At 59.3% G+C, this 24033-nt stretch carries 24 protein-coding genes; 18 read left to right on the top strand and 6 right to left on the bottom strand.

Annotated elements, in window-relative coordinates:
* The first annotated feature begins 6 nt into the window (after positions 1–6).
* The 5 genes from GH784_RS06600 to GH784_RS06580 are packed head-to-tail and all read left to right on the top strand — an operon-like array spanning position 7 to position 4122.
* Positions 7–309: a putative quinol monooxygenase gene (locus tag GH784_RS06600; protein ID WP_065705507.1), complete on the top strand. Its 303-nt coding sequence runs from the start codon at positions 7–9 to the stop codon at positions 307–309.
* A gap of 12 nt (positions 310–321) precedes the next feature.
* On the top strand, positions 322–1224 hold the full coding sequence (locus GH784_RS06595; protein WP_065705267.1) for an NAD(P)-dependent oxidoreductase: 903 nt from the start codon (positions 322–324) through the stop codon (positions 1222–1224).
* Positions 1225–1245: 21 nt separating this feature from the next.
* A complete protein-coding gene (locus tag GH784_RS06590) occupies positions 1246–2241 on the top strand; it encodes a DctP family TRAP transporter solute-binding subunit (RefSeq protein ID WP_065705269.1) in 996 nt (331 codons plus the stop codon).
* A gap of 55 nt (positions 2242–2296) precedes the next feature.
* Positions 2297–2845 (top strand): TRAP transporter small permease, encoded by a 549-nt coding sequence (locus GH784_RS06585; RefSeq protein WP_065705271.1) that lies wholly within the window; start codon positions 2297–2299, stop codon positions 2843–2845.
* Positions 2842–4122: a TRAP transporter large permease gene (locus GH784_RS06580; protein WP_153793286.1), complete on the top strand. Its 1281-nt coding sequence runs from the start codon at positions 2842–2844 to the stop codon at positions 4120–4122. The genes GH784_RS06585 and GH784_RS06580 overlap by 4 nt, the downstream gene beginning before the upstream one ends.
* A 24-nt stretch (positions 4123–4146) precedes the next feature.
* Here GH784_RS06580 and GH784_RS06575 read toward each other — a convergent pair whose 3' ends face one another.
* On the bottom strand, positions 4147–5043 hold the full coding sequence (locus GH784_RS06575; RefSeq protein WP_111804076.1) for a LysR substrate-binding domain-containing protein: 897 nt from the start codon (positions 5041–5043) through the stop codon (positions 4147–4149).
* Between the two features lie 88 nt (positions 5044–5131).
* Positions 5132–6328: an MFS transporter gene (locus GH784_RS06570; RefSeq protein ID WP_003517947.1), complete on the bottom strand. Its 1197-nt coding sequence runs from the start codon at positions 6326–6328 to the stop codon at positions 5132–5134.
* 123 nt (positions 6329–6451) lie between these two features.
* Between GH784_RS06570 and GH784_RS06565 the strand changes: the two genes are divergently transcribed.
* Positions 6452–7306 (top strand): AraC family transcriptional regulator, encoded by an 855-nt coding sequence (locus tag GH784_RS06565; protein ID WP_113291887.1) that lies wholly within the window; start codon positions 6452–6454, stop codon positions 7304–7306.
* Here the strand turns inward: GH784_RS06565 and GH784_RS06560 are convergent.
* Complete coding sequence (locus tag GH784_RS06560; protein ID WP_013761428.1) at positions 7303–8193, bottom strand: helix-turn-helix domain-containing protein; 891 nt, start codon at positions 8191–8193, stop codon at positions 7303–7305. The two genes, GH784_RS06565 and GH784_RS06560, sit on opposite strands and share 4 nt — an antisense overlap.
* 93 nt (positions 8194–8286) lie before the next feature.
* On the opposite strand from GH784_RS06560, the gene GH784_RS06555 reads away from it, so the two are divergent.
* The 6 genes from GH784_RS06555 (at position 8287) to GH784_RS06530 (ending at position 16055) form a co-directional block, all read left to right on the top strand.
* Positions 8287–9558 carry an ABC transporter substrate-binding protein gene (locus GH784_RS06555; RefSeq protein WP_153793285.1) on the top strand — a complete coding sequence of 424 codons (1272 nt, stop codon included), beginning with the start codon at positions 8287–8289 and terminating at the stop codon, positions 9556–9558.
* 78 nt (positions 9559–9636) lie between these two features.
* A complete protein-coding gene (locus GH784_RS06550) occupies positions 9637–10497 on the top strand; it encodes a carbohydrate ABC transporter permease (RefSeq protein ID WP_013761426.1) in 861 nt (286 codons plus the stop codon).
* Complete coding sequence (locus GH784_RS06545; protein ID WP_153793284.1) at positions 10494–11330, top strand: carbohydrate ABC transporter permease; 837 nt, start codon at positions 10494–10496, stop codon at positions 11328–11330. The genes GH784_RS06550 and GH784_RS06545 overlap by 4 nt, the downstream gene beginning before the upstream one ends.
* 13 nt (positions 11331–11343) lie before the next feature.
* Positions 11344–12429 carry an ABC transporter ATP-binding protein gene (locus tag GH784_RS06540; protein WP_153793283.1) on the top strand — a complete coding sequence of 362 codons (1086 nt, stop codon included), beginning with the start codon at positions 11344–11346 and terminating at the stop codon, positions 12427–12429.
* A gap of 37 nt (positions 12430–12466) precedes the next feature.
* The gene (locus tag GH784_RS06535; RefSeq protein ID WP_153793282.1) at positions 12467–14470 is read left to right on the top strand and encodes an aldo/keto reductase; all 2004 of its coding nucleotides are present in this window, start codon (positions 12467–12469) and stop codon (positions 14468–14470) included.
* 352 nt (positions 14471–14822) lie between these two features.
* Positions 14823–16055, top strand: a complete 1233-nt coding sequence (locus GH784_RS06530) for a M24 family metallopeptidase (RefSeq protein ID WP_111828462.1) — start codon at positions 14823–14825, stop codon at positions 16053–16055.
* 12 nt (positions 16056–16067) lie between these two features.
* Here the strand turns inward: GH784_RS06530 and GH784_RS06525 are convergent, their stop codons facing one another.
* From GH784_RS06525 to GH784_RS06515, 3 genes are all read right to left on the bottom strand, one after another.
* Positions 16068–16385, bottom strand: coding sequence for a cupin domain-containing protein (locus tag GH784_RS06525; protein ID WP_003517929.1), 318 nt, complete (start codon positions 16383–16385; stop codon positions 16068–16070).
* 41 nt (positions 16386–16426) lie between these two features.
* Positions 16427–17164, bottom strand: coding sequence for a FadR/GntR family transcriptional regulator (locus tag GH784_RS06520; protein ID WP_003517927.1), 738 nt, complete (start codon positions 17162–17164; stop codon positions 16427–16429).
* A gap of 134 nt (positions 17165–17298) precedes the next feature.
* Positions 17299–18096 carry an NAD-dependent epimerase/dehydratase family protein gene (locus tag GH784_RS06515; protein WP_153793281.1) on the bottom strand — a complete coding sequence of 266 codons (798 nt, stop codon included), beginning with the start codon at positions 18094–18096 and terminating at the stop codon, positions 17299–17301.
* 175 nt (positions 18097–18271) lie between these two features.
* Here GH784_RS06515 and kduI point away from each other — a divergent pair, with 175 nt between their 5' ends.
* The 6 genes from kduI (at position 18272) to GH784_RS06485 (ending at position 24021) form a co-directional block, all read left to right on the top strand.
* The gene (kduI, locus tag GH784_RS06510; RefSeq protein ID WP_153793280.1) at positions 18272–19096 is read left to right on the top strand and encodes a 5-dehydro-4-deoxy-D-glucuronate isomerase; all 825 of its coding nucleotides are present in this window, start codon (positions 18272–18274) and stop codon (positions 19094–19096) included.
* Positions 19093–19836, top strand: coding sequence for a 2-dehydro-3-deoxy-D-gluconate 5-dehydrogenase KduD (gene kduD, locus GH784_RS06505; RefSeq protein ID WP_111828461.1), 744 nt, complete (start codon positions 19093–19095; stop codon positions 19834–19836). The genes kduI and kduD overlap by 4 nt, the downstream gene beginning before the upstream one ends.
* Positions 19837–19949: 113 nt before the next feature.
* Positions 19950–20861 carry a 5-dehydro-4-deoxyglucarate dehydratase gene (gene kdgD / locus GH784_RS06500; RefSeq protein ID WP_003517921.1) on the top strand — a complete coding sequence of 304 codons (912 nt, stop codon included), beginning with the start codon at positions 19950–19952 and terminating at the stop codon, positions 20859–20861.
* 24 nt (positions 20862–20885) lie between these two features.
* A complete protein-coding gene (locus tag GH784_RS06495; protein WP_111789101.1) occupies positions 20886–22022 on the top strand; it encodes a D-galactarolactone cycloisomerase in 1137 nt (378 codons plus the stop codon).
* Entirely contained in the window at positions 22019–22897 is an 879-nt protein-coding gene (locus GH784_RS06490; protein WP_111789102.1) for an amidohydrolase family protein, read from the top strand. Before GH784_RS06495 ends, GH784_RS06490 begins: the two co-directional genes overlap by 4 nt.
* A gap of 146 nt (positions 22898–23043) precedes the next feature.
* On the top strand, positions 23044–24021 hold the full coding sequence (locus GH784_RS06485; RefSeq protein ID WP_003517915.1) for a TRAP transporter substrate-binding protein: 978 nt from the start codon (positions 23044–23046) through the stop codon (positions 24019–24021).
* Positions 24022–24033 lie beyond the last annotated feature (12 nt).

The raw sequence follows: 24033 nt of genomic DNA, 5'->3' as shown, positions 1-24033 counted from the left end.
CGGGACATGCCGAATGGAGCTTTCGTGGTAATCGCGGAATTCCGGGTCAAGCCTGATGCGATGGATGCCTTTCTTAACGCAGCGCAAGATGATGCCACCCATTCGGTTCAGGATGAACCGGGTTGCCGGCAATTCGATGTGGTGCGGCCGGAGACGGGAAACAATGTGGTGTTCTACGAGGTCTATGACGACAGACAGGCTTTCGACGATCATCTGAAAACACCCCATCTCGACCGGTTTCGCGAGGCGTTTCCCGCCCTCATCGAAGAAGAGTTGCCGGTGCGTTTCCTCAACCGGCAATGGCTTTGAAGGATGGAAAAAATGCAGGACATCCGCGAAATCGCTGTCATCGGAACGGGCATCATGGGTGCACCCATGGCGGCGCGTCTGGCTGAGGCCGGTTTCCCGGTCAGGGCCTGGAACCGCAGCGCTGAAAAAGTCTCCATTCTGGTTGAAAAAGGTGTTGAGCCGGTTGCGACAGCTGGCGCGGCGGTGGCGCAGGCGGATGTCGTGCTTTGCATGCTGAGTTCAGGCCCGGTCTGCGACGAGGTTCTGCTCGGGGCGTCGGGTGTCATTTCAGCGATGAAACCCGGCGCGTTCCTTCTTGTAATGAGTTCCATTCCCGTCGACAGCGCACGGGAACAGGCGGAGGCGGCAAAGGCTCATGGCGTCGCTTATGTCGACGCACCGGTTTCCGGCGGTGAAAAGGGGGCGACTGAGGGAACGCTCGCCATCATGGCCGGCGGTGAGCAGCGGGATGTGGACGCATTGCGGCCACTCCTCAATTGCCTCGGCCGCGTCACCCATGTCGGTCCGGTGGGCTGCGGTTCATTGGCCAAGCTGGCCAACCAGCTGATCGTCGCCTCGACGATCTGCGCCGTAGCGGAAGCTTTGACGCTGGTTGAAGCGGGGGGAGCCGACCCGGCGCAGGTGCGCCAGGCTTTGCTTGGCGGTTTTGCCGAGTCCACCGTCTTCCGCCAGCACGGCAAACGCATGGTGGAAGGCGATTTCCACCCCGGCGGGCCGGCGAAATATCAGCTGAAGGATACGTCCACGGCGCTGGCTTTCGCCAAGAGCCGTGGCCTGAAATTACCGGTCGGCGAGGAGGTTGACCGGCTGTTCCGCTCCATGGTCGAGCATGGCGCGGGCGAGCTTGATCACAGCGGTGTGATCCTTGAAGTTAAACGCATGAATGCGTTCGGAGGAACGCTCGAAACTGTTTAGAGACAACAACGGGAGGAACACATGAAAATTTCAAAACTTTACGGGCTGGCTCTCGCCGCCACCATGCTGGTTGCATCGATCGCACAGGCGGAAACGCTCACGCTTTCGACGCCGGATCCGGACAATTCCGAAATTACGCTCGCGGCCAACAAGTTCGCCGAGCTGGTGTCCGCCAAGACAAATGGCGAAGTCACCGTCAAGGTCTTCGCGAACGGCTCGCTTTACGGCGGTGATCCATCGGGCGCCGTCAAGCAGCTGGCGGGCGGATCGCTCGACATGCTGCTTCTGGCGACATCGCTTTATGCGAATTTCGACCCGCGTTTTTCGGCGATTTCCATTCCCTATCTTTTTGACGATGAAGAACAGCTTCGCACCTATCTGGAAGGTGAGCAGGGCAAGGAGTTGATTGCCGGACTAGAAAAGATCGGCATCAAGGCGGTGGATCTGTGGCCGCGCCCCTTCCGCCAGATGACCAATTCCAAGCGCCCGATAACCTCGCCGGATGATCTCAAGGGTTTGAAGTTCCGCGTTCCCAACAATCCGCTCTGGGTGGAATTCTTCAAGAAGATGGGCGCCGCACCGACGCCGCTCGCCTTTGCCGAGGTTTATAACGCCTTGCAGTTGAAGGTCGTCGACGGGCAGGAAAACCCTATCAACGTCCCATTGTCGGCGAAATTCTACGAGGTGCAGAAATACGTCTCGATCACCAACCATATGGGTGACGGCTGGGTTCTGGGAATCAGCCCCGCCAAGTTCAACGCCCTGAGCGATGCGCATAAGGCGGCCGTTGAGGAGGCGGCGAAGGAAGCGGAAGTGTGGAAGGTGCAAAACGACGCCTCGAGCGCGGAAGCGACGATCACCGAACTGCAGAAACACGGAATGGAGATCAATCGCCTGACGCTGGAGCAGCAGAGGGCGTTCGTGGAAGTCTCGAAGGGCCTCTATCCCGTCTTTGCCGGACTGGTGAAGGATCAGGCTTTCTTTGACAAGACCATTACCGCCGTCGGCAAGAAGTAAGTCAATCAGGTCTTCCGGGCCGGCGCGCAGTCGGTCCGGTTGGGAGGACAGGTTTATGGACGAAACGTCATCATTTTTCGGCAGGGTCATCAGATTGGCGACCGACGTGCTGGCCGGTCTGGCCGCTATCGGGGTTCTGGCCGTCGTGCTTCTGCAGGTGTCGACCCGAATGTGGGGCACTCCGGTCTCGTGGACCGAGGAAGCTACACGGTATCTTTTCATATGGATGGTGTTCCTGGGGGTGGCGGGTAGCTTCCGTACCGCCGACATGGCGCGGGTAACGGTGTTCATCGCGCTTATGCCGGCCTTTGTCCGCAGCCTCGCGCTGCTCATCTACGTTCTGTCCTCGGTCGTCTTTTTTAGCCTGATGATCTGGACGGGCTGGACGCTGGTGCGCCAGCAATATGTGATGAATGAAGCCGCCGCCACGCTTGCCACGCCGATGTGGATGATCGGCGTCATCATTCCGCTTAGCGCCGCTCTCGGCATTGCCGCCATCGTGGAATCCCTGCGTCAACATCGCGATCGCATTGAACTGCCGCAGGGCTCGCAGCCTCTTGCCGAAGCCGATCTGGTCGTTGGAAATATGGAGAAACGGCCATGAGCCTGACGCTGCTTGGACTTTTCCTGCTGATGAGCGCCTTCGGCGTTCCACTTGCCGTCGCACTTGGACTTGCCAGTGTGGCCTCCATCGCGCTTTATACGTCGATGCCGATGGACCTTCTGGCGCAAACCATGTTTTCCGGCATGAACTCTTTCCTTCTCGTCGCCGTGCCGCTTTTCATTCTCGTCGGCGTTCTGATGGAACGGGGCAAGGTCGCCGAACGACTGTTTGACTTCGCAGAGGCGATTGTCGGCTGGCTTCCCGGCGGTCTCGGCCATGTCAATGTCGCCTCGTCGGTGATTTTCGGCGGTGTCTCCGGTTCGTCCGTCGCCGATATTGCCTCAATCGGCGCGATCGAAATCAAGGCCATGGAGCGTCACGGTTTTCCGAAGGGATATGCCGTCGGGCTGACGCTCTGCACCTCCACGCTTTCCTCGATCATCCCGCCTTCGATCCTCATCGTCATCGCCGGCTCGGTTGCTAACGCCTCCATCGGAACCCTGCTCGTGGCAGGGCTGGTGCCGGGATTGTTCCTCGCATTCGTGTTCATGGTGTATAATCACATCTATGCGGTGCGAAACGGGTTCAATCCGCCCACGCCGTTCAATGTCCGCCGTGTGGTGACGACCGGTCTTGCGGCCATCCTGCCGATGCTTACGCCGGTGATCCTGCTGATTGGAATTGTCGACGGCTATTTCACGCCGACGGAAGCGGCCGGCATTGCCGTTGTATACACGCTGTTTCTGTCGGTCATCCTTTACCGGACGATCCCATTTTCGGCGCTACTCGGCATCTTCATGGACACGGCGCGGACATCCGGTTCGATCCTCTTCATCGCGGCGACGGCGAAACTGGCGGCTTGGGTCTTCACCTTTGACGGCTTGCCGGCACAGGTTGCGGTTTTCCTTGGTCATATCAGCACCGGCCCGACCATGGCGATGGTTCTGATCTTCCTGTTCCTGATCATCGTCGGCATGTTCATGGATGCGATTGCCGCGATGTTCATGATGATCCCGGTGCTTATGCCGCCAGCCGTCTTGCTTGGGGTCGATCCGATCCACTTCCTGATCGTCATGGTCATCACCCTGACGCTTGGGCTTGTCACACCTCCGGTTGGTGTATGCCTATTTGCGGTGGCGCAGGTGGCGAAAATGTCCATCGAGGATGTGATCAAGGGCTCGCTTGCGCCGATGTCCATCCTGGTCGCGGCAATCTTGGCCCTGGTGCTGTTCCCGGCTCTGACGCTTGGGCCCATCAGGCTGATGGGTCTTTACTGACGCAGAAACGTTTAGCCTGAAGCATCAGACAACGCGACGGGCACGCCACTCGTCGCGTTGTTTTCGCATCCACTCCAGAAACAGCGTCACTTTTCTCTGACGCAGGTGGGAATGCGGGCAAACGATCCATTGCGTGACGAGCTTGATGCGGGGCGCATCGGCCACGGCCGGGATCAGCATTCCGCGTTGCAGTTCCTGCTCCATCATCAACGTGCTTTCCAGCGCCACGCCGATGCCCAGAACGGCGGCGTCGATGGCCATGTGGCTACGATCGAACAGAACGCGACGCCAGCGCTTTTCAGCCGTCACGCCGGAAAGCGGGAACCAGTGGTTCCATTGCGCCTGCGCCTTGACCGAGTGGATAAGCCGCTGGTTCTGCAAATCTTCAGGCAGGAATGTACCGGCACCGGGCATGTCCGGTGAACAGACCGGCAGGAACTCCTCCTCCACGAGCCCTTCCACAAACAGGCCCGGCCAGCGGCCATCGCCATGGCGCAGCTCTATGTCGACAAGCTCCTGCGAAAAATCTGTCGGCTCGTTGGTGCCGTCGAGGCGCACTTCCAGTTCGGGATGCTCCTCCAGAAAGGAGCCGAGACGCGGCAGCAGCCATTTGTTGGAAATGGTCGGGGTTGCCCTGATTGTCAGCGTGGTCACCGAGCGGAAGCCGCGAATACTGTCGGTGGCATCGGTGATCTGCTCGATCTGTGCGGTGATCATCGAGAAGTACCGCTCGCCCGCCTCCGTCAGCGTCACCTTGCGGCCGGTCCGCGCCATCAGCGTCGTGCCAAGCTGGCCTTCGAGCAACTGGATCTGCTGGGAAACGGCTGAAGGCGTAACGCTCAGCTCTTCCGCCGCCCGCGAAATGCTGCCCGCCCTTGCCGCAGCATGAAAGACGAGGATCGATTTTATCGGTATCTGCATGTGGCTGGTCTTCGCTCAACGAATTACGGCAGTCACCGTGATTATCACAGGTGACTGCCGTGACGAAACGCTTGAGAGCGAAGGGTCTTTACCGGTGGCTTGGCAACTTTGGCAAAAGCACGGTCAACAGGCCGAGCAGCGGCAGGTAGGAGCAGATGCGATAGACGAACTCGATGCCTTCCTTATCCGCATAGATCCCGAGAACCGCGGCTCCGATGCCACCGAAGCCAAAGGCGAAACCGAAGAACATGCCGGCGATGAGGCCAACGCGCCCTGGTACCAGTTCCTGCGCGAACACGACGATTGCCGAGAAGGCGGAGGAGAAGACGAAGCCGATGACGACGACGAGAACGGTCGTCCAGAACAGGTTCGCATAGGGCAGCATCAGCGCGAAGGGAATGACGCCGAGGATCGAGAACCAGATGACGACGCGCGAGCCGAAGCGGTCGCCGATCGGGCCACCGAAGAAAACGCCCGCCGCAGAAGCGCCAAGGAAGAGAAACAGCAGAACCTGCGCATCCTGCACGCCCAGCCCGAACTTCTCGATGGTGTAGAAGGTGAAATAGCTGGAAAGGCTGGCGAGATAGGCGTTCTTGGTGGCGGTCAAAACCACCAGCACGGCAAGCGTCATCATCACGGTGCCGCGTGCCAGCGGAAGTGCGCGGCTGGCCGGAGCCTTGCCGACATTCGCGCGGCGGTGGCGGGTATACCAGACGCCGACCCAGGACAAGACGGCAAAGCCCATCAGCGCGATCAGTGAGAACCAGCTGAGGCTGGCTTGACCGAACGGGATGACGATGAAGGCGGCCAGCAGCGGGCCGATGGCCGTGCCTGTATTGCCACCAACCTGGAAGAAGGACTGTGCCAGACCGTGGCGACCACCAGATGCCAGACGGGCAACGCGGGACGCCTCCGGATGGAAGATCGCCGAGCCGACACCGATCAGGCAGGCGCCGATTACGAGCACCTCGAAGCTGTGAGCGAATGCGAGCGTGATGAGGCCGGCACAGGTGGAGAGCATGGCGACTGGCAGGGAGAAAGGCATGGGCCAGCGATCGGTCACCATGCCGACGACCGGCTGCAACAGCGATGCCGTGACCTGAAAGGCGAAGGTGAGCAGCCCGATCTGCATGAAGTCGAGCGCATAATTGGCCTTGAGCAGCGGATAAAGCGACGTCAGCAGCGATTGCATGATGTCGTTGAGCATGTGGCAGAAGCTGGCGGCTGCAATGATTGAAAACGCCGTGCGTTGCGGGCTGAACCCGGTGCTGGTGACGGTGGCCATGATGTATCCTCTCCAGATTCCCCGCGAGAGACGGGAAACGTGTCTTTATTTCTTCCCGCTTTTATTCATATTGTTTCTGGCCTGCTTTCGTGTTCTGGACGAGTTTCTTTGTGAATGGGCCAAATGGCAAAAATCAAATCGCTAAAACCCGCCCGTCTGGCGGTTGACGACCATGAACGCAGCCTGAAATTGATCGACGGCACCAACGAGCCGGTGCTGGCGCTTCACCGTGCCTATCCGACAGGACACCGTACCCCTGTCCACAGCCATGGCCGGGTGCAGATATGGTGCGCACGCCAGGGCGTCGTGCTGGTCAGCACCGCCGCCGGGCGCTGGATGATACCGCCCGGTCACGGGCTTATCATTCCAGCCGGGCTGAAACACGAGGCTGAGATCATCTCAACGGTGGAGATGCATTCAATCTACGTTCACCCCGATCTGTTTCAAGCCGAGGCCCCAAGGGTGGTGGAAATTACCGCCCTTGCCTCCAGCCTGATTTCGGAATTGCTGGGCGAGGAGTTGCAACCTGCCGCTTTTCACCGGCAGGGACTGGTGCGGGCGCTTCTGCTTGATGAGGTAAACCGTCTGCCGGAACGCCCGCTCGGATTACCCTTTCCCGATAATTCGCGTCTTGCCGGTCTTTGCCGCGAGTTCCTGAAAAAGCCTGTGGCCAGAGTGGAAATCGATGACTGGGCCGCCGCCATGGGCATGAGCCGGCGCTCCTTTACGCGGTTATTTCGTAAAGAGTTGGGGGTGAGTTTTGTCACCTGGCGTCAGCAGGCCTGCATTTTTGCGTCTCTGCCAAGGCTTGCCGCGGGCGAGGCGGTGACCAATGTGGCGCTGGATGCCGGTTATGAAAATATTCCGGCTTTCACCACCATGTTCCGGCGAATGCTCGGCAATTCGCCCCGCGCCTATCGCAAGGCGGCAGATCAGCGCAGTGCCGGCTACTCCGATTTTGAAGAGGCGGAAAATTAAGCCGCCGTCGCGCGCATGTCGCGGCGGAAATCGGAAGGCGACATGCCGGCGATCTGACGAAACGCCTTGTTGAAGGCGCTGACGGAGCCGAAGCCACTTTCCATGGCAATCTGCAGAATATTGTCCTTGCCGTTCATCAGCATCGCCTGGGCGCGAGAAAGCCTGAGCAAGGTCAGGTATTTGATCAGCGTCATGCCGGTGGATTTGCGAAACAGGTTCATCGCATATTTCGGATGAAGCGAGGCGGCGCGGGCAATTTCGGTCGCGTCGATGTCGTCTAGAAAATTGGCGGCAATGAAATCGCACATGCGCACCACGCCGATTGAGGGCGCCATGCTCTCGTCGTTCTCTTCCCGTTTGCCGCTGACGGCGGAGGATATGACGGTATAGGGTTCGAGGAACATGCGCTCCACCCGCAGCAGCAATTCCTCCACCGCGTGCTGCGCCTTGGCCGGATCACCCGACGTAACGTAACGGAACCAGCGGCCGAAATTTTCCTCGTCGGCCCGGTCCGTCTGCGCACTCACCATCGTTGCGCCGCCCATCAGCAGGCTGGAAACCGCAGCCGGCAGCCGCATGCGGAAAAAATGGACGAGCGGAAGATGCGCGCCCGCATAAATCGAATCATCGGAGGAACGGTCCATCTGGTGCGGCTGGCCGCCCCAGAAAATGCACATCTGGCCGGCATCGAGCGAAAGGTCGTGGTCGCCCATCCGGTAATGTACGGATCCCGACATCACATAGTTCACCTCCACCTGCGCATGCCAGTGCGGCCTGAGCATGATGGGCGGGTGGTTGTAAAAAAGCTGGAGCGTGGTCGGCATGCCTTCGATGCTGCTTGCACCCGGCTGGTAGAAGGCTCTTTCGGCAATCTTACTTTCCGCCAAATCGATGTTCCCTTTGTACGAGACAGATTTCCTGCCGCCGGTAATGTGCCCATGTTCGCTAAAGAACGGCAATTGAAAAAAGGGAGGTTTTCAATGTGCTTTAAATTTCTTGGCGCGTCGACGGCTCTGGTGCTCCTTGCGGCACCGGTAATGGCGCAATCCGAGACCGTAACCATCTGGAGCTGGAATGTCGCCGCATCGGCGCTTAAGTCCACTGTCGAAGGGTTCAATAAGCAAAATCCTGACATCAAGATTGTTGTTGAAGACCTTGGAAACGATCAGGTTTTCGACAAGACGCTGGCGGCTTGCGCAGCGGGTGGCGACGGCCTCCCGGATATTGTAACGGTCGAAAATTTCGAGGCGGAACTGTTCTGGAGCCGGTTCCCGGATTGTTTCACGGATTTGACTGCACTTGGCTATACGCCTGAAAAACAGGCGCTTTTTCCTGACTTCAAGCGCACGGAACTGGAGGTCGATGGCGTAGCTTATGCGGTGCCTTGGGATTCGGGTCCGGTGGCCGTTTTTTACCGGCGCGATTTCTACGAAAAGGCTGCTGTCGATCCGGCCACCATCAAAAGCTGGGATGATTTCATCGCGGCTGGCAAGAAGGTCATGACCGCCAATCCGGGCACCGTGATGGCGCAGGCCGATTTCAACGGCGACAGCGAGTGGTTCCGCATGATCGCCAACGAGCAGGGATGCGGTTACTTTTCGACCGACGGCCAGAACATCACCATCAACAAACCTGCCTGTGTCGCGACGCTTGAAAAGATCAAGCAGATGAAGGATGCCGGCATCATCACGGCTGCAATCTGGGATGAGAAGATTCAGGCCAATACTGCCGGCAAGGCCGCGAGCCAGATGTATGGCGCCTGGTATGAAGGCACGGTTCGCTCCGGCTCTCCCGGTCTTTCGGGCAAGTGGGGTGTCTATATGATGCCGAGCCTTACGCCTGACGGTCCGCATGCAGCCAATCTCGGTGGCTCTTCGCTGGCGATAAGTTCGGCGTCCAAGCAAAAGGAAGCCGCCTGGAAGTACATCGACTACGCGCTGACCACCAATGAGGGGCAGGTGACGATGTTGAAGTCCTTCGGCCTCGTTCCCTCGCTTCTCTCCGCCATCGATGATCCTTTCGTCAAGGAAAAGCAGCCCTATTGGGGTGGGCAGGCGGTCTGGACCGATATTCTGGCGACTCTGCCGAAAATCGTGCCCAGCCGTGGTACCGCGTTCCAGTCGGATGCAGATGCGATCTACAAGGCGACGCAGACCAAATATTTCGCGGGTGGTTATCCCGATGCGAAAGCAGCTCTTGACGATGCCGCAAAGCAGATCGAAACGGCCACGGGGCTGCCGGTCGCGGAATGAAGTTCTCGGATGGCCGGCCTTGCGGTTTAGCAGGACCGGCCTCTCCAAGCTTTCCAACCATCGCATCTGGAGGTCGTCATGCCGTCAAGGAACAGGATCGCTTATGCGTTCCTTGCGCCCTATCTTCTGATTTTCGCGACGTTCTGGGTCTGGCCGATCGTCAGCTCGTTCATGCTGTCGTTTCAGAACACCCGCATCAATCCCTGGCGGTTTGCGCCCTCCATGAACTGGGGGAGGCTGGTCTCCGATCCGGCGTTTTATAACGCGCTCTACAATACGCTGATCATTCTGGTCATTCAGGTGCCTGTCATGATCGCGCTTGCGACCGTCATGGCGGTACTTCTGAACTCGCCACTGTTGAAGGTACGCCCGCTTTACCGTTTTGCCTTCTTCGCACCCGTCGTCGTCGGAGAAGTCGCTTATGCAGCAGTCTTCCGGCTGATGTTCAGTGCCGATTTCGGCATCATCAACAAGCTCATCACTTCCGTTGGCCTTTCGCCCATCTCGTGGTTCGACAATGCCAATGCGGCCATGGCGCTGGTCATCATCGCCGTAACATGGCGCTGGGCGGGGTATAACGCCATCATCATTCTGGCCGGCCTGCAATCCATCCCCGGCGATGTCTATGAGGCGGCGACACTGGACAAGGTGAACAAGCGGCAGCAGTTCTTCCACATCACACTGCCGCTTTTGAAACCCATCATCCTTTTCTGCGTGGTCCTGTCCGTCATCGGCACCATGCAGCTTTTTGCCGAGCCTTTCCTCATCACCAACAGGGGTGGTCCGGGCGGCGGTACGGAAACGCTGGGCCTGTTCCTTTACCGGCAGGGCTTCACTTCGCTCAATTTCGGCTACGCCTCGGCCATCGCCTACACCATGGCGGCGCTCGCCATCGCCATTTCGCTTCTTAATCTCTGGGTCGGGAGGGAGCCGAAATGAGATCGAAATCCAGATCGCTTCTCTGGCAGAAGATCGCGCTGCATGCGACGCTGACGCCGCTTGCCCTCATCTGGCTATTTCCGCTGTGGATGATGCTCGTGTTCTCGACAATGCCTGATTTTGGCATTTTCAGCCCCGACATCGTGCTCGTCCCGTCCACCAATTTCATCGAGAACTTCAAAAACCTTCAGGCGGATACCAACTTCCTGCGGGCGATGTTCATATCGATCACCGTTGCGGTCATCTATACGGTCCTCTCGGTGTTTCTGACCTCTATGGCGGGCTGGGCACTGGCGCGCTATCGTTTTGCGGGACGCTCGGTGGTGATCGCCATCATTCTCGGCACCATCACCTTGCCTTTTGCAGTTGTCGTCATTCCCCAATTCATCATGGTTGCGCGCGAATTCAAGCTCGCCAACACCTGGGTGGCACTCATCGTGCCGCCACTGTTTAACTCGCTCGGCGTGCTGTTCATGCGGCAATCCTTTTCCATGATGCCAACGGAGCTTTTCGATGCGGCAAGGGTCGAGGGCGTCAAGGAATGGCAGATATTCCTGCGCATTGCCCTGCCACTGGCGCGCCCCACCATGGCGGCGCTGTCGATCATCCTCTTCCTCGCTTCCTGGAATAATTATCTCTGGCCGCTGCTGATCAACTCCCGCCCGGAAATGATGACCGCACCCGTTGCACTTGGCACCCTCATCGGGCTCACCAAAGTGTCATGGGGCGGCATCATGGCCGGTGCAGTTCTGCTTACCGCACCCATTCTCATCGTTTTCGTGGCTTTGCAGCGCCACTTCATCGCCGGCATTTCCGCCGGGGCAGTCAAGTAAGGGGAGAGACCGCATGGCGGAACTTTCGCTCAAGAATGTCGTCAAGCGCTACGGTGCGCTGAAAGTCATCCATGGTGCAGATCTCGATATTGCCAATGGCGAGTTCGTGGTCTTCGTCGGCCCGTCCGGCTGTGGCAAATCAACGCTTCTGCGTATGATCGCGGGGCTGGAGGATATATCGGACGGCGATATCAGTATCGGCGGCAGAACGGTCAACGATGCCGATCCGGCCGATCGCGGCATCGCCATGGTGTTTCAATCCTATGCGCTTTATCCGCACATGACGGTTGCCGAAAACCTGTCCTTCGGCCTGAGGATGAACGGTAATCCCAGGGCCGACACGGAAAAGCGTGTCAGCCGCGCCGCCGAAATCCTGCAGATCAACGAGTTGATGGAACGCCGGCCAAAGCAGCTTTCCGGCGGGCAGCGGCAGCGTGTCGCCATCGGCCGCGCCATCGTGCGCGAACCGCAGGTCTTTCTGTTCGACGAGCCCTTGTCGAACCTCGATGCGGAACTTCGGGTGCAGATGAGGGTGGAAATCTCGCGGCTGCACAAGCAGCTTGGCACCACGATGATCTATGTCACCCACGACCAGACCGAGGCGATGACGCTGGCCGACAAGATCGTGGTTTTGAGGGCGGGCAATATCGAACAGGTCGGTGCCCCGCTCGATCTTTATGACGACCCTGCCAACCGTTTCGTTGCCGGTTTCGTCGGTTCGCCGAAGATGAATTTTCTGGAGGCGACCGTCATCGGTACAGGTGGACAAAGCGTTACGCTGTCGCTCGACAGCGATCCTGCCGTGCGGCTGACCCTGCCGATCAAGGACCGGCTCGATGAGGGAAGCAAGGTCTCGCTCGGTATCCGGCCCGAACATTTTGCCGATGTCGGGCAGGGCGATGCCGATCTCACCGTTCACGTCGATGTCGCCGAGCACCTCGGCAATACCAGCTATGTCTATGCCCGTACGGAAGGCGGTGAGCAACTTGTCATCGAGCGGCCGGAATCGCGAGACGTCGCCAATCGTGACCGGCTGACGGTCGGTCTTTCCGCCCGCAAGGCATTTCTTTTCGACAGTCAGGGCAATCGCCTGCGCTGAACCCTTTCCCAAGCACGCAAGTCAAGACGAGGATTTCATGACGACCGACCAACCGATCCGCTGGGGCATTATCGGCCCGGGCACCATCGCCAAGACCTTTGCGGACGGCATTGCCCATTCCCGCACGGGTAAGCTCGAGGCTATCGCCACCCGCAATCCGGACAAGCCCGGCCTTGCTGACGCCTTTCCCGGCGCGCGCATCATCCATGGTTACGATGCGCTGCTTTCCGATCCCCATATCGACGCCGTCTATATCGCCACGCCCCATACCGGCCATGCGGAATGGGCGATCAAGGCGATCCGTGCGGGCAAAAACGTGCTGGTGGAAAAGCCCATCGCGCTTTCCGCCTATGACGCCGATGCCATTTTCCACGAAGCGAAAAAGGCTGATGTCTTTGCGGGCGAGGCCTATATGTACCGCCTTCATCCGCAGACGGCAAAACTGGTGGAGTTGATCACGAACCGTGCCGTTGGCGATATCCGCATCATCCGCTCCAGTTTCGGTTTCAACATGGGGTCTTTCCGTGCCGATCATCGTCTGTTTTCCAATGAGACGGCAGGCGGCGGCATTCTCGATGTCGGCGGTTATCCCGTATCCATGGTGCGGCTGATTGCCGGTGCAGTCGATGCAAAACCCTTTGCTGAACCCGAAAAGATTGTAGGTGCGGCCCATCTCGGCCAGTCGGGCGTCGATGAATGGGCTTCGGCCGTTCTGAAATTTTCGAACGGTATCGTTGCCGAAGTCTCGTGCTCGATCATGGCAAGCCAGGACAATGTGCTGCGCATCATCGGTTCGGAAGGCCGCATCGAAGTCAAGGATTTCTGGTTCGCCGCCGGCCACAAGGGTGGCACCGGCCGGATCGATATTTTCAGGGGCGACAAGGTCGAAACCATCGAATTGCCGGAAGACCGCTGGCTCTATTCCTTCGAAGTCGATGCGGCAGGTGAGGCGATAAGGCAGGGCAAGCAGGAATTCGGCGCGCCCGGCATGGGCTGGGCCGACAGTCTCGGCAATCTACGTGTCATGGACCAGTGGCGTGCCGCCGTTGGCCTGGAATACAGCGTCGAAAAAGCAACTTCTCGCATCACGAATATTGCCGGTGGCAAGGTTGTGGCAGGCAATGCGGTTCCGAAGCGGCAGATACCCGGCCTCACCAAACCCGCTTCGGTGGTTGCGCTCGGTTTCGAGTTCTTCCCCAATTTCGCCTCCGCGTCCCTGACGCTCGATGCCTTTTATGAGGCGGGCGGCAATCTGTTCGATACGGCTTATGTCTATGGCGGCGGCAAGACGGAAGCCATATTCGGTGACTGGCACACCAGCCGCAACGTGCCGCGCGAAGAAATCGTGCTGATCGGCAAAGGCGCGCATTCGCCCCTCTGCTATCCGGACATGATCGCCAAGCAGCTCAACCAGTCGCTGGAGCGGCTGAAGACGGATTATGTCGATGTCTATTTCATGCATCGAGACAATCCCGACGTGCCGGTCGGCGAATTTGTCGATGCGATGGATGCCGAAGTCCGGCGTGGTCGCATTCGGGGCATTTTCGGGGGATCGAACTGGACGCGCGAGCGTATGGACGAGGCCACCGCCTATGCGCAAGAGAACGGCAAACAGGCGCCGGGCGCACTTTCCAACAATTTCTCGCTTGCCGAAATGCTCGATCCCATCTGGGCGGGGTGTGTGGCGGCATCGGACGATGAGTGGAAGGCATGGCTCCAATCGCGCCAGATCCCGAATTTCGCCTGGTCGAGCCAGGGGCGCGGCTTCTTCACCGACCGGGCGGGGCGGGACAAGCGAGATGACGAGGAAATCGTCCGCGTCTGGTATTCCGACCGCAACTTCGACCGCCGCGACCGGGCGATCGAGCTTGCCCGGAAACTCGGCCGCCATCCGATCCACATCGCGCTCGCTTATGTCATCGCCCAGCCTTTCCCGGTCATTCCGCTGATCGGGCCGCGCACCATTGCCGAACTGGAGGACAGCCTTTCTGCGCTGGATATCAAATTGACGGCTGAGCAGGTTAAGTGGCTGGAGGCGTGACGCGACACGAGGCGGCGGGTTTTCCGCGGTCTCCGGATGGACGATTAAGTCGGCTACCTCTCCTGCGTCATGCCGGGCTTGACCCGGCATCCGGCTACGGTGTGTCAGCGCCGTGGCCGGAGCCTTTTGCAATCAAGGGATTGACCGTGCTGGACCCCGGACCTCGTCAGGGTGACGGAATGCGGATGCTGTGGTGGTGCTAAAGCACTGTTCTATAGGAGGACTATCCCCAACCTCCTACCTTATCTTGTTTTCCTGCTTCTTTCTCTCAGCAGCCGCTGATAAATCGGAATCTTGATATAATTGCGCCCGCCTGAAAACACGGCGGGTGAAACAATCTACCGGGGTTCTTATGGGCGATATCGATCGAGGCCGTGCGCAGCAGTTGATGGGTGAGGCGGGCATGGATGCGCTGGTGCTTTTCCAGCCCGAAGCCTTCCGTTATGCGGTTGGAGCACATGCCGGTGTTGCGACGATGTGGGGCAGGGCGGGGTCGGCGATTGCGCTTGTGCCAGCCGATGCTGCGTCCGGGCTTGCCGCCGTCGTCAGCGATCACGCCGCACCTCTTGTCGAGAAGGCCGCGCCTGATGTCGATCTGCGCCGGCATCGCATCTGGATCGATATGGTCGATATGTCGGGTGTCGAAAACGTCTCGCAGGTAGACGGTGCCTATCGCCGAAACAATTCCGGCGGACAGAGGCCGGAGACATTCGATCGCGCCGCCTGCTTTGTTTTGCTAGCCGACCTTCTGCAGGAACGCGGGCTGTCTGCGGCGCGCATCGGTGCCGATCTCGAATTCATGCCGGCCGCCGATTTTTCGGCTCTTCGTGAGGCGACGCCCGCTGTGACCTGGGTTGATGGTTCGACAGTGCTGAAACGTCTGCGTGCGGTGAAATCCGTGCGCGAGATTGAACTTCTCAGGCGGGCCGCAGCGGGCGCTGAGGCCGGGCTGGTCGAGATGGCGGCGGCCGTGCGGCCGGGCGTGGCGCTCAGCCAGCTTTCCAATGCGTGGAAAGCCGGCGCTCAGTCGCATGCCCTGAAGTCGGGTTTTTCGCTGAGCGGTCATTGGGACTATATATCGGTTGGTCCGGTCCTGTCGGATATGACGGCGGTCGTCGCGCCCGGTGCCCTGATCAAGGCCGATGTTGGCACGCTGGTCGATGGTTATTCGTCGGATGGCGCGCGGACGTTTTCATGGGGGCCGGTCTCTCCGCTCGCGGCCAATATTTTCAAGGCGCTGGAGGCAGCTTTTGCCAGCGGGCTGGAAGCGATTCGTCCCGGCAATACATTCGGTGCGGTGCACGCCGCCATGCTGGCTTCGATGCGCAAAGACGGATTCAGCGAATATTATCGCGGTCACTTCGGCCATTCCGTCGGCGGCGGCGTGGGCATCGAGGAATGGCCATTCTTTTCCCATGACAATGAGGAGGTCATTCTTCCGGGCATGGTCGTGGCACTTGAAGCGCCGTTTTACGGCGAAGGTCTGGGCGCGCTAATGATCGAGGACCAGTTCCTCGTTACTACAGCAGGGGCAGAGTGCGTGAACAGCCTGCCACGCACCCTTCGGGATTTGTCCCGGGCCTGAGGCCGGCCAGGTTCAGAGAAAGTCGTCGCGGCGCGGGGTGAAGCAGTCGATCAGCTCGCCCTCTTCCAGGCAGAGGCAGCCGTGCTCGACATGGCCGGGAATGATGAGGCTGTCGCCTTTCTGCAGGTCGTAGGCTTCGCCATCGCGGTAAAAGCGGAAGCTGCCGCTGGCGACATAGGTGGATTGCACATGCGGATGGTTGTGCAGCTTGCCTTCGGCGCCGGTCTTGAAGCGGAACGAAACCACCATCAGCTCCGGCGCTTCGGAAAGCACGGTGCGTTCAACACCATCGTCGGGTGAAACGGTGGGGAATGTCGGAAGCTGCTGCATGTCGTTCTCCTCGGTCATGCGATGTCGTTCAAGCTTGAAATTCAGCGCGGCGCGCGCAGCATGGCGCGGTAACGCGTCTGACTGCTTTTCAGGTGGTGGCGCATGGCGCTTCTTGCCGCCTCTTCGTCGCCGTCCTGTATAGCAATCAGGATCGCTTCGTGCTCACCGACAAGCCGGTTGAGGTCAGCGGGCGAAAGCACGGTTTCCTTGCCGTTTTCGGCAACGGCGCGGCGCGGAATGAGCGTGGGGCCAAGCACCTGTAGAAACTCGCTGAAGCGCGGATTATTGGTCGCGTCGGCAACAGCCAGGTGAAAAGCGAAGTCGGCCTCTGCTGTCGGAATGCCCTTGGCGGCGCTGGCGCGGAAGGCATCGAAGGCTTCGATGATTTTCTCCTCCTGCGCCGGGGAGCGGCGAACGGCCGCAAGACCGGCGGCATCACCTTCCACGGCGGTGCGCAGTTCGAGCATTTCGATCAGGGACGAGACGCGGGCAAGATCGACATTATGGAACGGCCGTCGCTCGACAGGCGCTGGCTCCAGCACGAAGACGCCCGCACCCTGACGCGGCTCGACCAGCCCGTCGGACCTCAGTGAGGCGATGGCCTCGCGCACCACGGTGCGGCTTACGCCGAATTCCTGCGTCATCTGCGCTTCGGAAGGCAGGCGCTCGCCTGTCTTATAACGGCCCTTGGCGATCTGGCTGCGGAGCTCCTCGGAAACCTTCACCACAAGCGTCTTGGCTTGCGGAGCTGCCGGTTCGGAGGTTATCGCTTTTGTCATTGTCATCGCCGTTCTAAAAAAGGGTGCAGGTTAGCGTCCGGTATTCCTCGATACGTCATTCGCGGTCCGGCTTGCAATCCCGCTGCACGCGCAGGAAAGACCGGTTATCATGCCTGTCGGTCCCGAATGGCATTTCACGTCGCCTTGAAGATCGGATTGTCGATGAAAACGCCGCCCTGAAAACGCGCCACCGCATCTTTAGGGTCTGGTTGCGGTGTTGTCTCGGCAATGTGCTGCCGGAAAGTCTCGGCGTTGTCCTTCGGTTTCCAGCCAAGCCAGCCGAGGTGGGAATTGTCCCACCAGCCCGCGTCATTGGCCGATGTGCCCCAGATGACCGGGCAGCCGAGCACCGGCGCGCGGAAAACCGCCTCGATCAGCGATACGAAATCATCCTGCGAAAACCAGGTCGACAACATACGGTGATTTTGCGGTTCCGGCGTGCATGAGCCGATACGGACCAGCGCCGTTTCCTGGCCGAATTTTTCGAAATACATGCGGGCGAGGCTTTCGCCGAAACATTTGGACACGCCGTAAAGACCGTCCGGCCGGAAGGGAACGTTGGGGCCAAGCCGCTCTGTCTGGGAATAATAACCGATCGTGTGATTGGAGCTGGCGAAGACGATTCGCGGCTGCCCATGGGCGCGGGCCGCCTCATAGAGGTTATAAAGCCCGATGATATTACCGTGAAGGATTTGCTCGAAAGGCCGCTCCACCGATATGCCGCCAAGATGGACGATGCCGTCACAATCGGCGACCATCGCATCGACGGCGCTGGCGTCGGCCAGATCGCATTGCACGCATTCCTCGTTCGGCCCGGCAGGATCGAGCGGCGAAAGATCGGCAAGACGCAATATCTCGGCCATGGGTGCGAGGCGCTTGCGCATGACGCGGCCGAGTTGGCCAGCCGCACCGGTAACAAGAAGCCGTTTCATTGCAATTCTCCCTAAACGAATGGACTGCGGATCATCGAGGCTGCGGGAAACCCCATTCAACGTCTCCGGCGTGGTCGAGATACCCAGGTTCCTCTTGACCTTGTCATACAGATCGTACAAAAAGCGGATAACATATATTATGTCCTATACGCAACAATCATGAAGGATGAGTTTGATGCTGACCGTCGAAACAAGGCAGGCCGTCAACCCGGAATATGCAAAAACGCTCGATACCGATGGGCTTCGCAAGCATTTCCTCGCCAACGACATGTTCCGTTCCGGCGAAATCAGGCTGATCTATACCCATTACGACCGTTTCGTCATGGGCGGCGCGGTGCCTGATGGTGCCCCGCTGATGCTGGACAAGGTCGAGGAAACCAAGACGCCGTCGTTCCTTGACAGGCGCGAGATGGGCATCGTCAATATCGGCGACACCGGCACCGTCAACGCTGGTGGCGAGACGTTTACGCTCAATCGTGGCGACGTTCTGTATCTCGGTGCGGGAAGCGGTGCGGTGACCTTCGATGGCGCGGGCCGGTTCTACGTCACTTCATGCCCGGCGCATCGCAGCCTGCCGGCAAAGCTCGTCAGCCTTGCCGACAGCAAGGAGGTCAAGCTTGGTGCGACCGAGACCTCCAACAAGCGCACAATCAACCAGTTCATCCACCCGCTGGTCATGGAAAGCTGCCAGCTGGTGCTCGGCTATACGACGCTCGAGGACGGCTCCGTCTGGAACACCATTCCGTCGCATATTCATGATCGCCGCATGGAGGCCTATCTCTATTTCGGCATGGATGAAAAGTCGCGCGTTCTGCACCTGATGGGTGAGCCGCAGGAAACGCGGCATCTCTTCATTTCCAACGAAGAGGGTGCCATTTCTCCGCCCTGGTCGATCCATTCCGGCGCTGGCATCGGCTCTTACACGTTCATCTGGGCCATGGCTGGGGACAATGTCGATTATACCGACATGGACTTCATTCAGCCGGGGGATCTGAAATGAAAAATCCCTTTTCGCTTCAAGGGCGTAAGGCGCTGGTGACGGGTGCCAATACGGGGCTTGGTCAAGCAATAGCCGTCGGCCTCGCCGCGGCCGGCGCGGAAGTTGTCTGCGCCGCCCGCCGCGCGCCGGACGAGACGCTGGACATGATCGCGACGAACGGCGGCAAGGCCGCCGCATTGTCGATTGATTTTGCCGATCCACTCGCCGCCAGGGACAGCTTTGCCGACGCCGGTTTCGATATTCTCGTCAACAATGCCGGCATCATTCGCCGCGCCGATTCCGTGGAGTTTTCAGAACTCGACTGGGATGAGGTGATGGACGTCAATCTCAAGGCGCTGTTTTTCACCACGCAGGCCTTCGCCAAGGAATTGCTGGCGAAAGGTCGTCCGGGCAAGGTAGTCAATATCGCCTCGCTACTGTCGTTTCAGGGCGGCATCCGCGTGCCGTCTTATACGGCGGCGAAGCATGGCGTTGCCGGTCTGACCAAGCTTCTGGCAAATGAGTGGGCCGCGAAGGGCATCAACGTCAATGCCATTGCGCCCGGTTACATCGAAACCAACAATACCGAGGCGTTGCGGGCGGATGCTGCCCGCAACAAGGCCATTCTGGAGCGCATCCCGGCAGGCCGCTGGGGGCATTCTGAAGACATCGCCGGGGCGGCGGTTTTCCTCGCCTCGCCGGCGGCCGACTACGTGCATGGCGCCATCCTCAATGTCGATGGTGGCTGGCTGGCGCGCTAATGCGCGCCGGTTTTCAAAATTCATCATATAACTTGTATGATGACTTGTTGACAAATATGCGGCAAGCGGTTTAGGTGGCTTCCAGTCAGTGAACTTGCAGAGGAATACGGATTATGAACCCTGAACAAATCAAGGCGGCGCTTGGCTCCGGCCTGCTCTCCTTCCCGGTAACGCATTTTGATTCCGAGGGTCGTTTTGCGGCCGATAGCTACAGGGCGCATGTCGAATGGCTTGCCGGTTACAAGGCGCCGGTGCTGTTTGCCGCCGGCGGTACGGGCGAGTTCTTCTCGCTAAAGCCGGATGAAATCCCTGCTATCGTTTCGGCTGCCAAGGAAGTGGCCGGTGAAACGGCAATCGTTTCCGGCTGCGGCTACGGCACCGAAGTTGCGGTTGATATCGCACGCTCGGTGGAAAAAGTCGGTGCTGATGGCATCCTGCTTCTGCCGCATTACCTCATCGATGCGCCGCAGGAAGGCCTTTACGCGCACATCAAGAAAATATGCCAGTCGGTCGGCATCGGCGTCATGGTTTATAACCGCGACAATTCGGTGCTTCAGGCGGATACGCTGGCGCGTCTCTGCGATGAGTGCCCGAACCTCGTCGGCTTCAAGGACGGCACCGGTGATATCGGTCTCGTTCGCCAGATCACCGCCAAGATGGGTGACCGCCTGATGTATCTCGGCGGCATGCCGACGGCGGAACTGTTTGCCGAAGCCTATCTCGGCGCCGGTTTCACGACCTATTCCTCGGCCGTCTTCAACTTCGTGCCGGGCCTTGCCAACGAGTTCTATGCGGCGCTGCGGGCCGGCGAGCGCGCCACCTGCGAACGCATCCTGACGGAATTCTTCTATCCGTTCATGGCGATCCGCAATCGCGCCAAGGGTTACGCTGTCTCCGCCATCAAGGCTGGCGTTCGCCTGCAGGGCTTTGATGCGGGTCCGGTGCGCGCGCCGCTGAAGGATCTGACGAATGAGGAAATCGGCATGCTCGATGCCCTGATCGGCACGCACAAGCGCAAGGTGTGATCAAGGTATAACGGGAGGGGAACGATGAAGATCACAGCGGTGCGCACGCATCTGCTCGAACATCGGCTGGCCACGCCGTTTGAAAGCGCATCCATGCGCTTTGACCGGCGTGCCCATGTTCTGGTCGAAATCGAATGCGATGACGGGACCGTCGGCTGGGGCGAATGCCTCGGTCCGGCGCGACCGAACGCCGCCGTGGTTCAGGCCTATTCCGGTTGGCTTATTGGCCAGGATCCCCGCCAGACCGAAAAGATCTGGGCTGTGCTTTACAATGCCCTGCGCGACCAGGGCCAGCGCGGCCTCAGCATTACCGCCCTGTCCGGTATCGATATCGCGCTGTGGGATATCAAGGGAAAGCATTACGGCACCTCCATCTCCATGCTGCTCGGCGGGCGCTGGCGCGAAAGCGTGCGCGCCTATGCCACCGGCAGCTTCAAGCGTGATGGGGTCGACCGCATCTCCGACAATGCCAATGAGATGGCGGAGCGCCGTGCAGAGGGTTTTCACGCCTGCAAGATCAAGATCGGTTTCGGCATCGAGGAGGATCTTGCGGTCATTGCCGCCGTGCGCGAAGCGATCGGGCCGGATATGCGGCTGATGATCGACGCCAATCACGGCTATACCGTTACCGAAGCCATCGCGCTCGGCAATCGTGCGGCTGAATACGGCATCGACTGGTTCGAGGAGCCGGTGGTTCCGGAGCAGCTCGATGCCTATGCTCGCGTGCGGGCGGGCCAACCAATCCCGGTTGCGGGAGGCGAGACCTGGCACGGGCGTTACGGCATGTGGCAGGCGCTTTCCGCCGGTGCCGTGGATATTCTCCAGCCCGACCTCTGCGGCTGCGGCGGCTTTTCCGAAACGCAGAAGATTGCCACGCTTGCCACGCTGCACGGCGTACGCATTGTGCCGCATGTGTGGGGCACGGGCGTGCAGATCGCCGCTGCCCTGCAGTTCATGGCCGCGATGGTGCCCGATCCGGTGCGGGTAAACCCCGTCGAGCCGATCATGGAATTCGATCGGACGCATAATCCGTTCCGTCAGGCCGTGCTGCAACAGCCGATAGAGGCGGTGAACGGTGTCGTCGCCATTCCCGATGGTCCCGGTCTCGGCATCGAGATCAACCGCGACGCACTCGTTGAATTCAGGATGCCACAGCCATGAGCGAACTTGTCAGAAAACTAAGCGGGACACCGCCGCAGCCAGCGTTCCCAAAAGGGGCGGTCGATACTCAGATGCATATGTATCTGCCCGGTTATCCAGCCTTGCCGGGTGGGCCGGGCCTGCCGCCGGGTGCGCTGCCGGGGCCTGAGGATTATCGCCAGCTCATGCAATGGCTCGGCATCGACCGCGTCATCATCACCCAGGGCAACGCCCAACAGCGAGATAACGGCAACACGCTAGCCTGCGTGGCAGAAATGGGCGAGGCAGCCCGCGCGGTGGTGATTATCGATGAGAACACGACTGAAAAGGACATGGAACGACTTGCCGCTGCCGGTGCCGTGGGCGCCCGTATCATGGATTTGCCGGGCGGCGCGGTGAACCTATCGGAACTGGAAGTGGTGGATCAGCGTGCCCATGCGGCCGACTGGATGGTGGCGGTTCAGTTCGACGGCAATGGGCTTCTCGATCATCTGCCGCGTCTTGAAAAAATCCGTTCGCGCTGGGTCTTCGACCACCATGGAAAATTCTTCAGGGGTATCGACACGGATGGCCCGGAAATGGCGGCACTTTTGAAGCTCATCGATCGCGGCAATCTCTGGTTCAAGTTTGCCGGTGTTTATGAAAGTTCGCGCGACGCCTGGCCCTACGAAGATGTTGCAGCCTTTTCGCGCCGTATCGCTGCCCATGCGCCGGAGCGGATCGTCTGGGGGACGAACTGGCCGCACAATTCGGTCCGTGAGACGGCTGCCTATCCGGATGATGCCCGCCTTGCGGAGCTCACACTCGGCTGGCTGCCGGACGATGCGGCCCGTCACCGAGCGCTGGTGGAAAATCCAGAAGCCCTGTTCAAGCTGCCGCCACTCAAGGCGGTGTAGTTTCAATTCGGGATAGTTGGGGAAAGGGAGGTCCCCATCATCCTTTGCAGATGAAAGGTCTTTGCATGCCGGCCCGGATGGGCGTGAAAAATTCGGTCCGTTAGCCTTGGAGGGGTGGGGCCGTTGTTACAACGGAGGAGGAAGAAATGAAAAAGATTGCAAGCATGATGTGCATCGCGATGGGGATCGCGCTGTCAGGCGTTTCCGCCAAGGCGCAGGAAATCACCCTGCGCTCGGCCGATATTCATCCCGACGGTTATCCGACGGTTGAAGCCGTGAAATATATGGGCGAACTTCTGTCGGAACGCTCCAATGGCCGCATCAAGGTGCAGGTCATGAACAATTCGGTTCTCGGCGGTGAGAAGGATACCATCGAGCAGACCCGCTTCGGCGTCATCGACATGAACCGCGTCAACGCTGCGCCTTTCAACAATCTCGTCAAGGAAACCACCGTTCTCGGCCTGCCTTTCCTGTTCCGTTCGACGGAACACATGCACAATACCGTAGACGGCCCGATCGGCGATGAGGTTCTGGCAGCTTTCGAACCGCACGGCCTAATCGGTCTTGCCTTTTACGATTCCGGTGCGCGTTCCTTCTACACAACCAAGAAGCCCATCGAAAAACTGGCGGACCTGAAGGGCCTCAAAATCCGCGTGCAGCAATCGGATCTGTGGATATCGATGATGCAGGCGTTTGGCGCCAACCCTACGCCGATGCCGATGGGCGAGGTTTACTCCTCGCTTGAAACAGGCGTTGTCGATGGTGCGGAAAACAACTGGCCGTCCTACGAATCCGCCCGTCACTATGAAGTGGCGAAGAACTATTCGCTGACGGAACATTCCCTCAATCCGGAAATCCTCGTCATCTCCAAGATTTCCTATGACAAGCTGTCGCCGGAAGATCAGAAGCTGCTGCGTCAGGCAGCCAAGGATTCCGTTGGCAAGATGCGTGAATTGTGGAGTGCGCGCGAAAAGGCCTCGGAAGAAAAGGTGCGCGCCGGTGGCGCCAACGTCATCAAGGTCAACAAGGAAGAATTCGCCGCCGCGATGGGGCCGGTCTACGACAAGTTCGTCACCGATCCGAAAATGAAAGACCTTCTTGAGCGGGTAAAAGCCGTCAAGTGACATAGGAAAAAC

Origin of the sequence: Agrobacterium tumefaciens (genome assembly GCF_009649785.1) — a bacterium.
Taxonomy (GTDB): Bacteria; Pseudomonadota; Alphaproteobacteria; order Rhizobiales; family Rhizobiaceae; genus Agrobacterium; species Agrobacterium tumefaciens.
This window is presented reverse-complemented; position numbering and strand designations above follow the sequence as displayed.

What these genes read in the sequence shown, in the direction of transcription:
- GH784_RS06600 (WP_065705507.1), top strand. Translation starts at nt 7, where the DNA reads ATGCCGAATGGAGCTTTCGTGGTAATCGCGGAATTCCGGGTCAAGCCT.
- GH784_RS06595 (WP_065705267.1), top strand. Translation starts at nt 322, where the DNA reads ATGCAGGACATCCGCGAAATCGCTGTCATCGGAACGGGCATCATGGGT.
- GH784_RS06590 (WP_065705269.1), top strand. Translation starts at nt 1,246, where the DNA reads ATGAAAATTTCAAAACTTTACGGGCTGGCTCTCGCCGCCACCATGCTG.
- GH784_RS06585 (WP_065705271.1), top strand. Translation starts at nt 2,297, where the DNA reads ATGGACGAAACGTCATCATTTTTCGGCAGGGTCATCAGATTGGCGACC.
- GH784_RS06580 (WP_153793286.1), top strand. Translation starts at nt 2,842, where the DNA reads ATGAGCCTGACGCTGCTTGGACTTTTCCTGCTGATGAGCGCCTTCGGC.
- GH784_RS06575 (WP_111804076.1), bottom strand. Translation starts at nt 5,043, where the DNA reads ATGCAGATACCGATAAAATCGATCCTCGTCTTTCATGCTGCGGCAAGG.
- GH784_RS06570 (WP_003517947.1), bottom strand. Translation starts at nt 6,328, where the DNA reads ATGGCCACCGTCACCAGCACCGGGTTCAGCCCGCAACGCACGGCGTTT.
- GH784_RS06565 (WP_113291887.1), top strand. Translation starts at nt 6,452, where the DNA reads ATGGCAAAAATCAAATCGCTAAAACCCGCCCGTCTGGCGGTTGACGAC.
- GH784_RS06555 (WP_153793285.1), top strand. Translation starts at nt 8,287, where the DNA reads ATGTGCTTTAAATTTCTTGGCGCGTCGACGGCTCTGGTGCTCCTTGCG.
- GH784_RS06550 (WP_013761426.1), top strand. Translation starts at nt 9,637, where the DNA reads ATGCCGTCAAGGAACAGGATCGCTTATGCGTTCCTTGCGCCCTATCTT.
- GH784_RS06545 (WP_153793284.1), top strand. Translation starts at nt 10,494, where the DNA reads ATGAGATCGAAATCCAGATCGCTTCTCTGGCAGAAGATCGCGCTGCAT.
- GH784_RS06540 (WP_153793283.1), top strand. Translation starts at nt 11,344, where the DNA reads ATGGCGGAACTTTCGCTCAAGAATGTCGTCAAGCGCTACGGTGCGCTG.
- GH784_RS06535 (WP_153793282.1), top strand. Translation starts at nt 12,467, where the DNA reads ATGACGACCGACCAACCGATCCGCTGGGGCATTATCGGCCCGGGCACC.
- GH784_RS06530 (WP_111828462.1), top strand. Translation starts at nt 14,823, where the DNA reads ATGGGCGATATCGATCGAGGCCGTGCGCAGCAGTTGATGGGTGAGGCG.
- GH784_RS06525 (WP_003517929.1), bottom strand. Translation starts at nt 16,385, where the DNA reads ATGCAGCAGCTTCCGACATTCCCCACCGTTTCACCCGACGATGGTGTT.
- GH784_RS06520 (WP_003517927.1), bottom strand. Translation starts at nt 17,164, where the DNA reads ATGACAAAAGCGATAACCTCCGAACCGGCAGCTCCGCAAGCCAAGACG.
- GH784_RS06515 (WP_153793281.1), bottom strand. Translation starts at nt 18,096, where the DNA reads ATGAAACGGCTTCTTGTTACCGGTGCGGCTGGCCAACTCGGCCGCGTC.
- kduI (WP_153793280.1), top strand. Translation starts at nt 18,272, where the DNA reads ATGCTGACCGTCGAAACAAGGCAGGCCGTCAACCCGGAATATGCAAAA.
- kduD (WP_111828461.1), top strand. Translation starts at nt 19,093, where the DNA reads ATGAAAAATCCCTTTTCGCTTCAAGGGCGTAAGGCGCTGGTGACGGGT.
- kdgD (WP_003517921.1), top strand. Translation starts at nt 19,950, where the DNA reads ATGAACCCTGAACAAATCAAGGCGGCGCTTGGCTCCGGCCTGCTCTCC.
- GH784_RS06495 (WP_111789101.1), top strand. Translation starts at nt 20,886, where the DNA reads ATGAAGATCACAGCGGTGCGCACGCATCTGCTCGAACATCGGCTGGCC.
- GH784_RS06490 (WP_111789102.1), top strand. Translation starts at nt 22,019, where the DNA reads ATGAGCGAACTTGTCAGAAAACTAAGCGGGACACCGCCGCAGCCAGCG.
- GH784_RS06485 (WP_003517915.1), top strand. Translation starts at nt 23,044, where the DNA reads ATGAAAAAGATTGCAAGCATGATGTGCATCGCGATGGGGATCGCGCTG.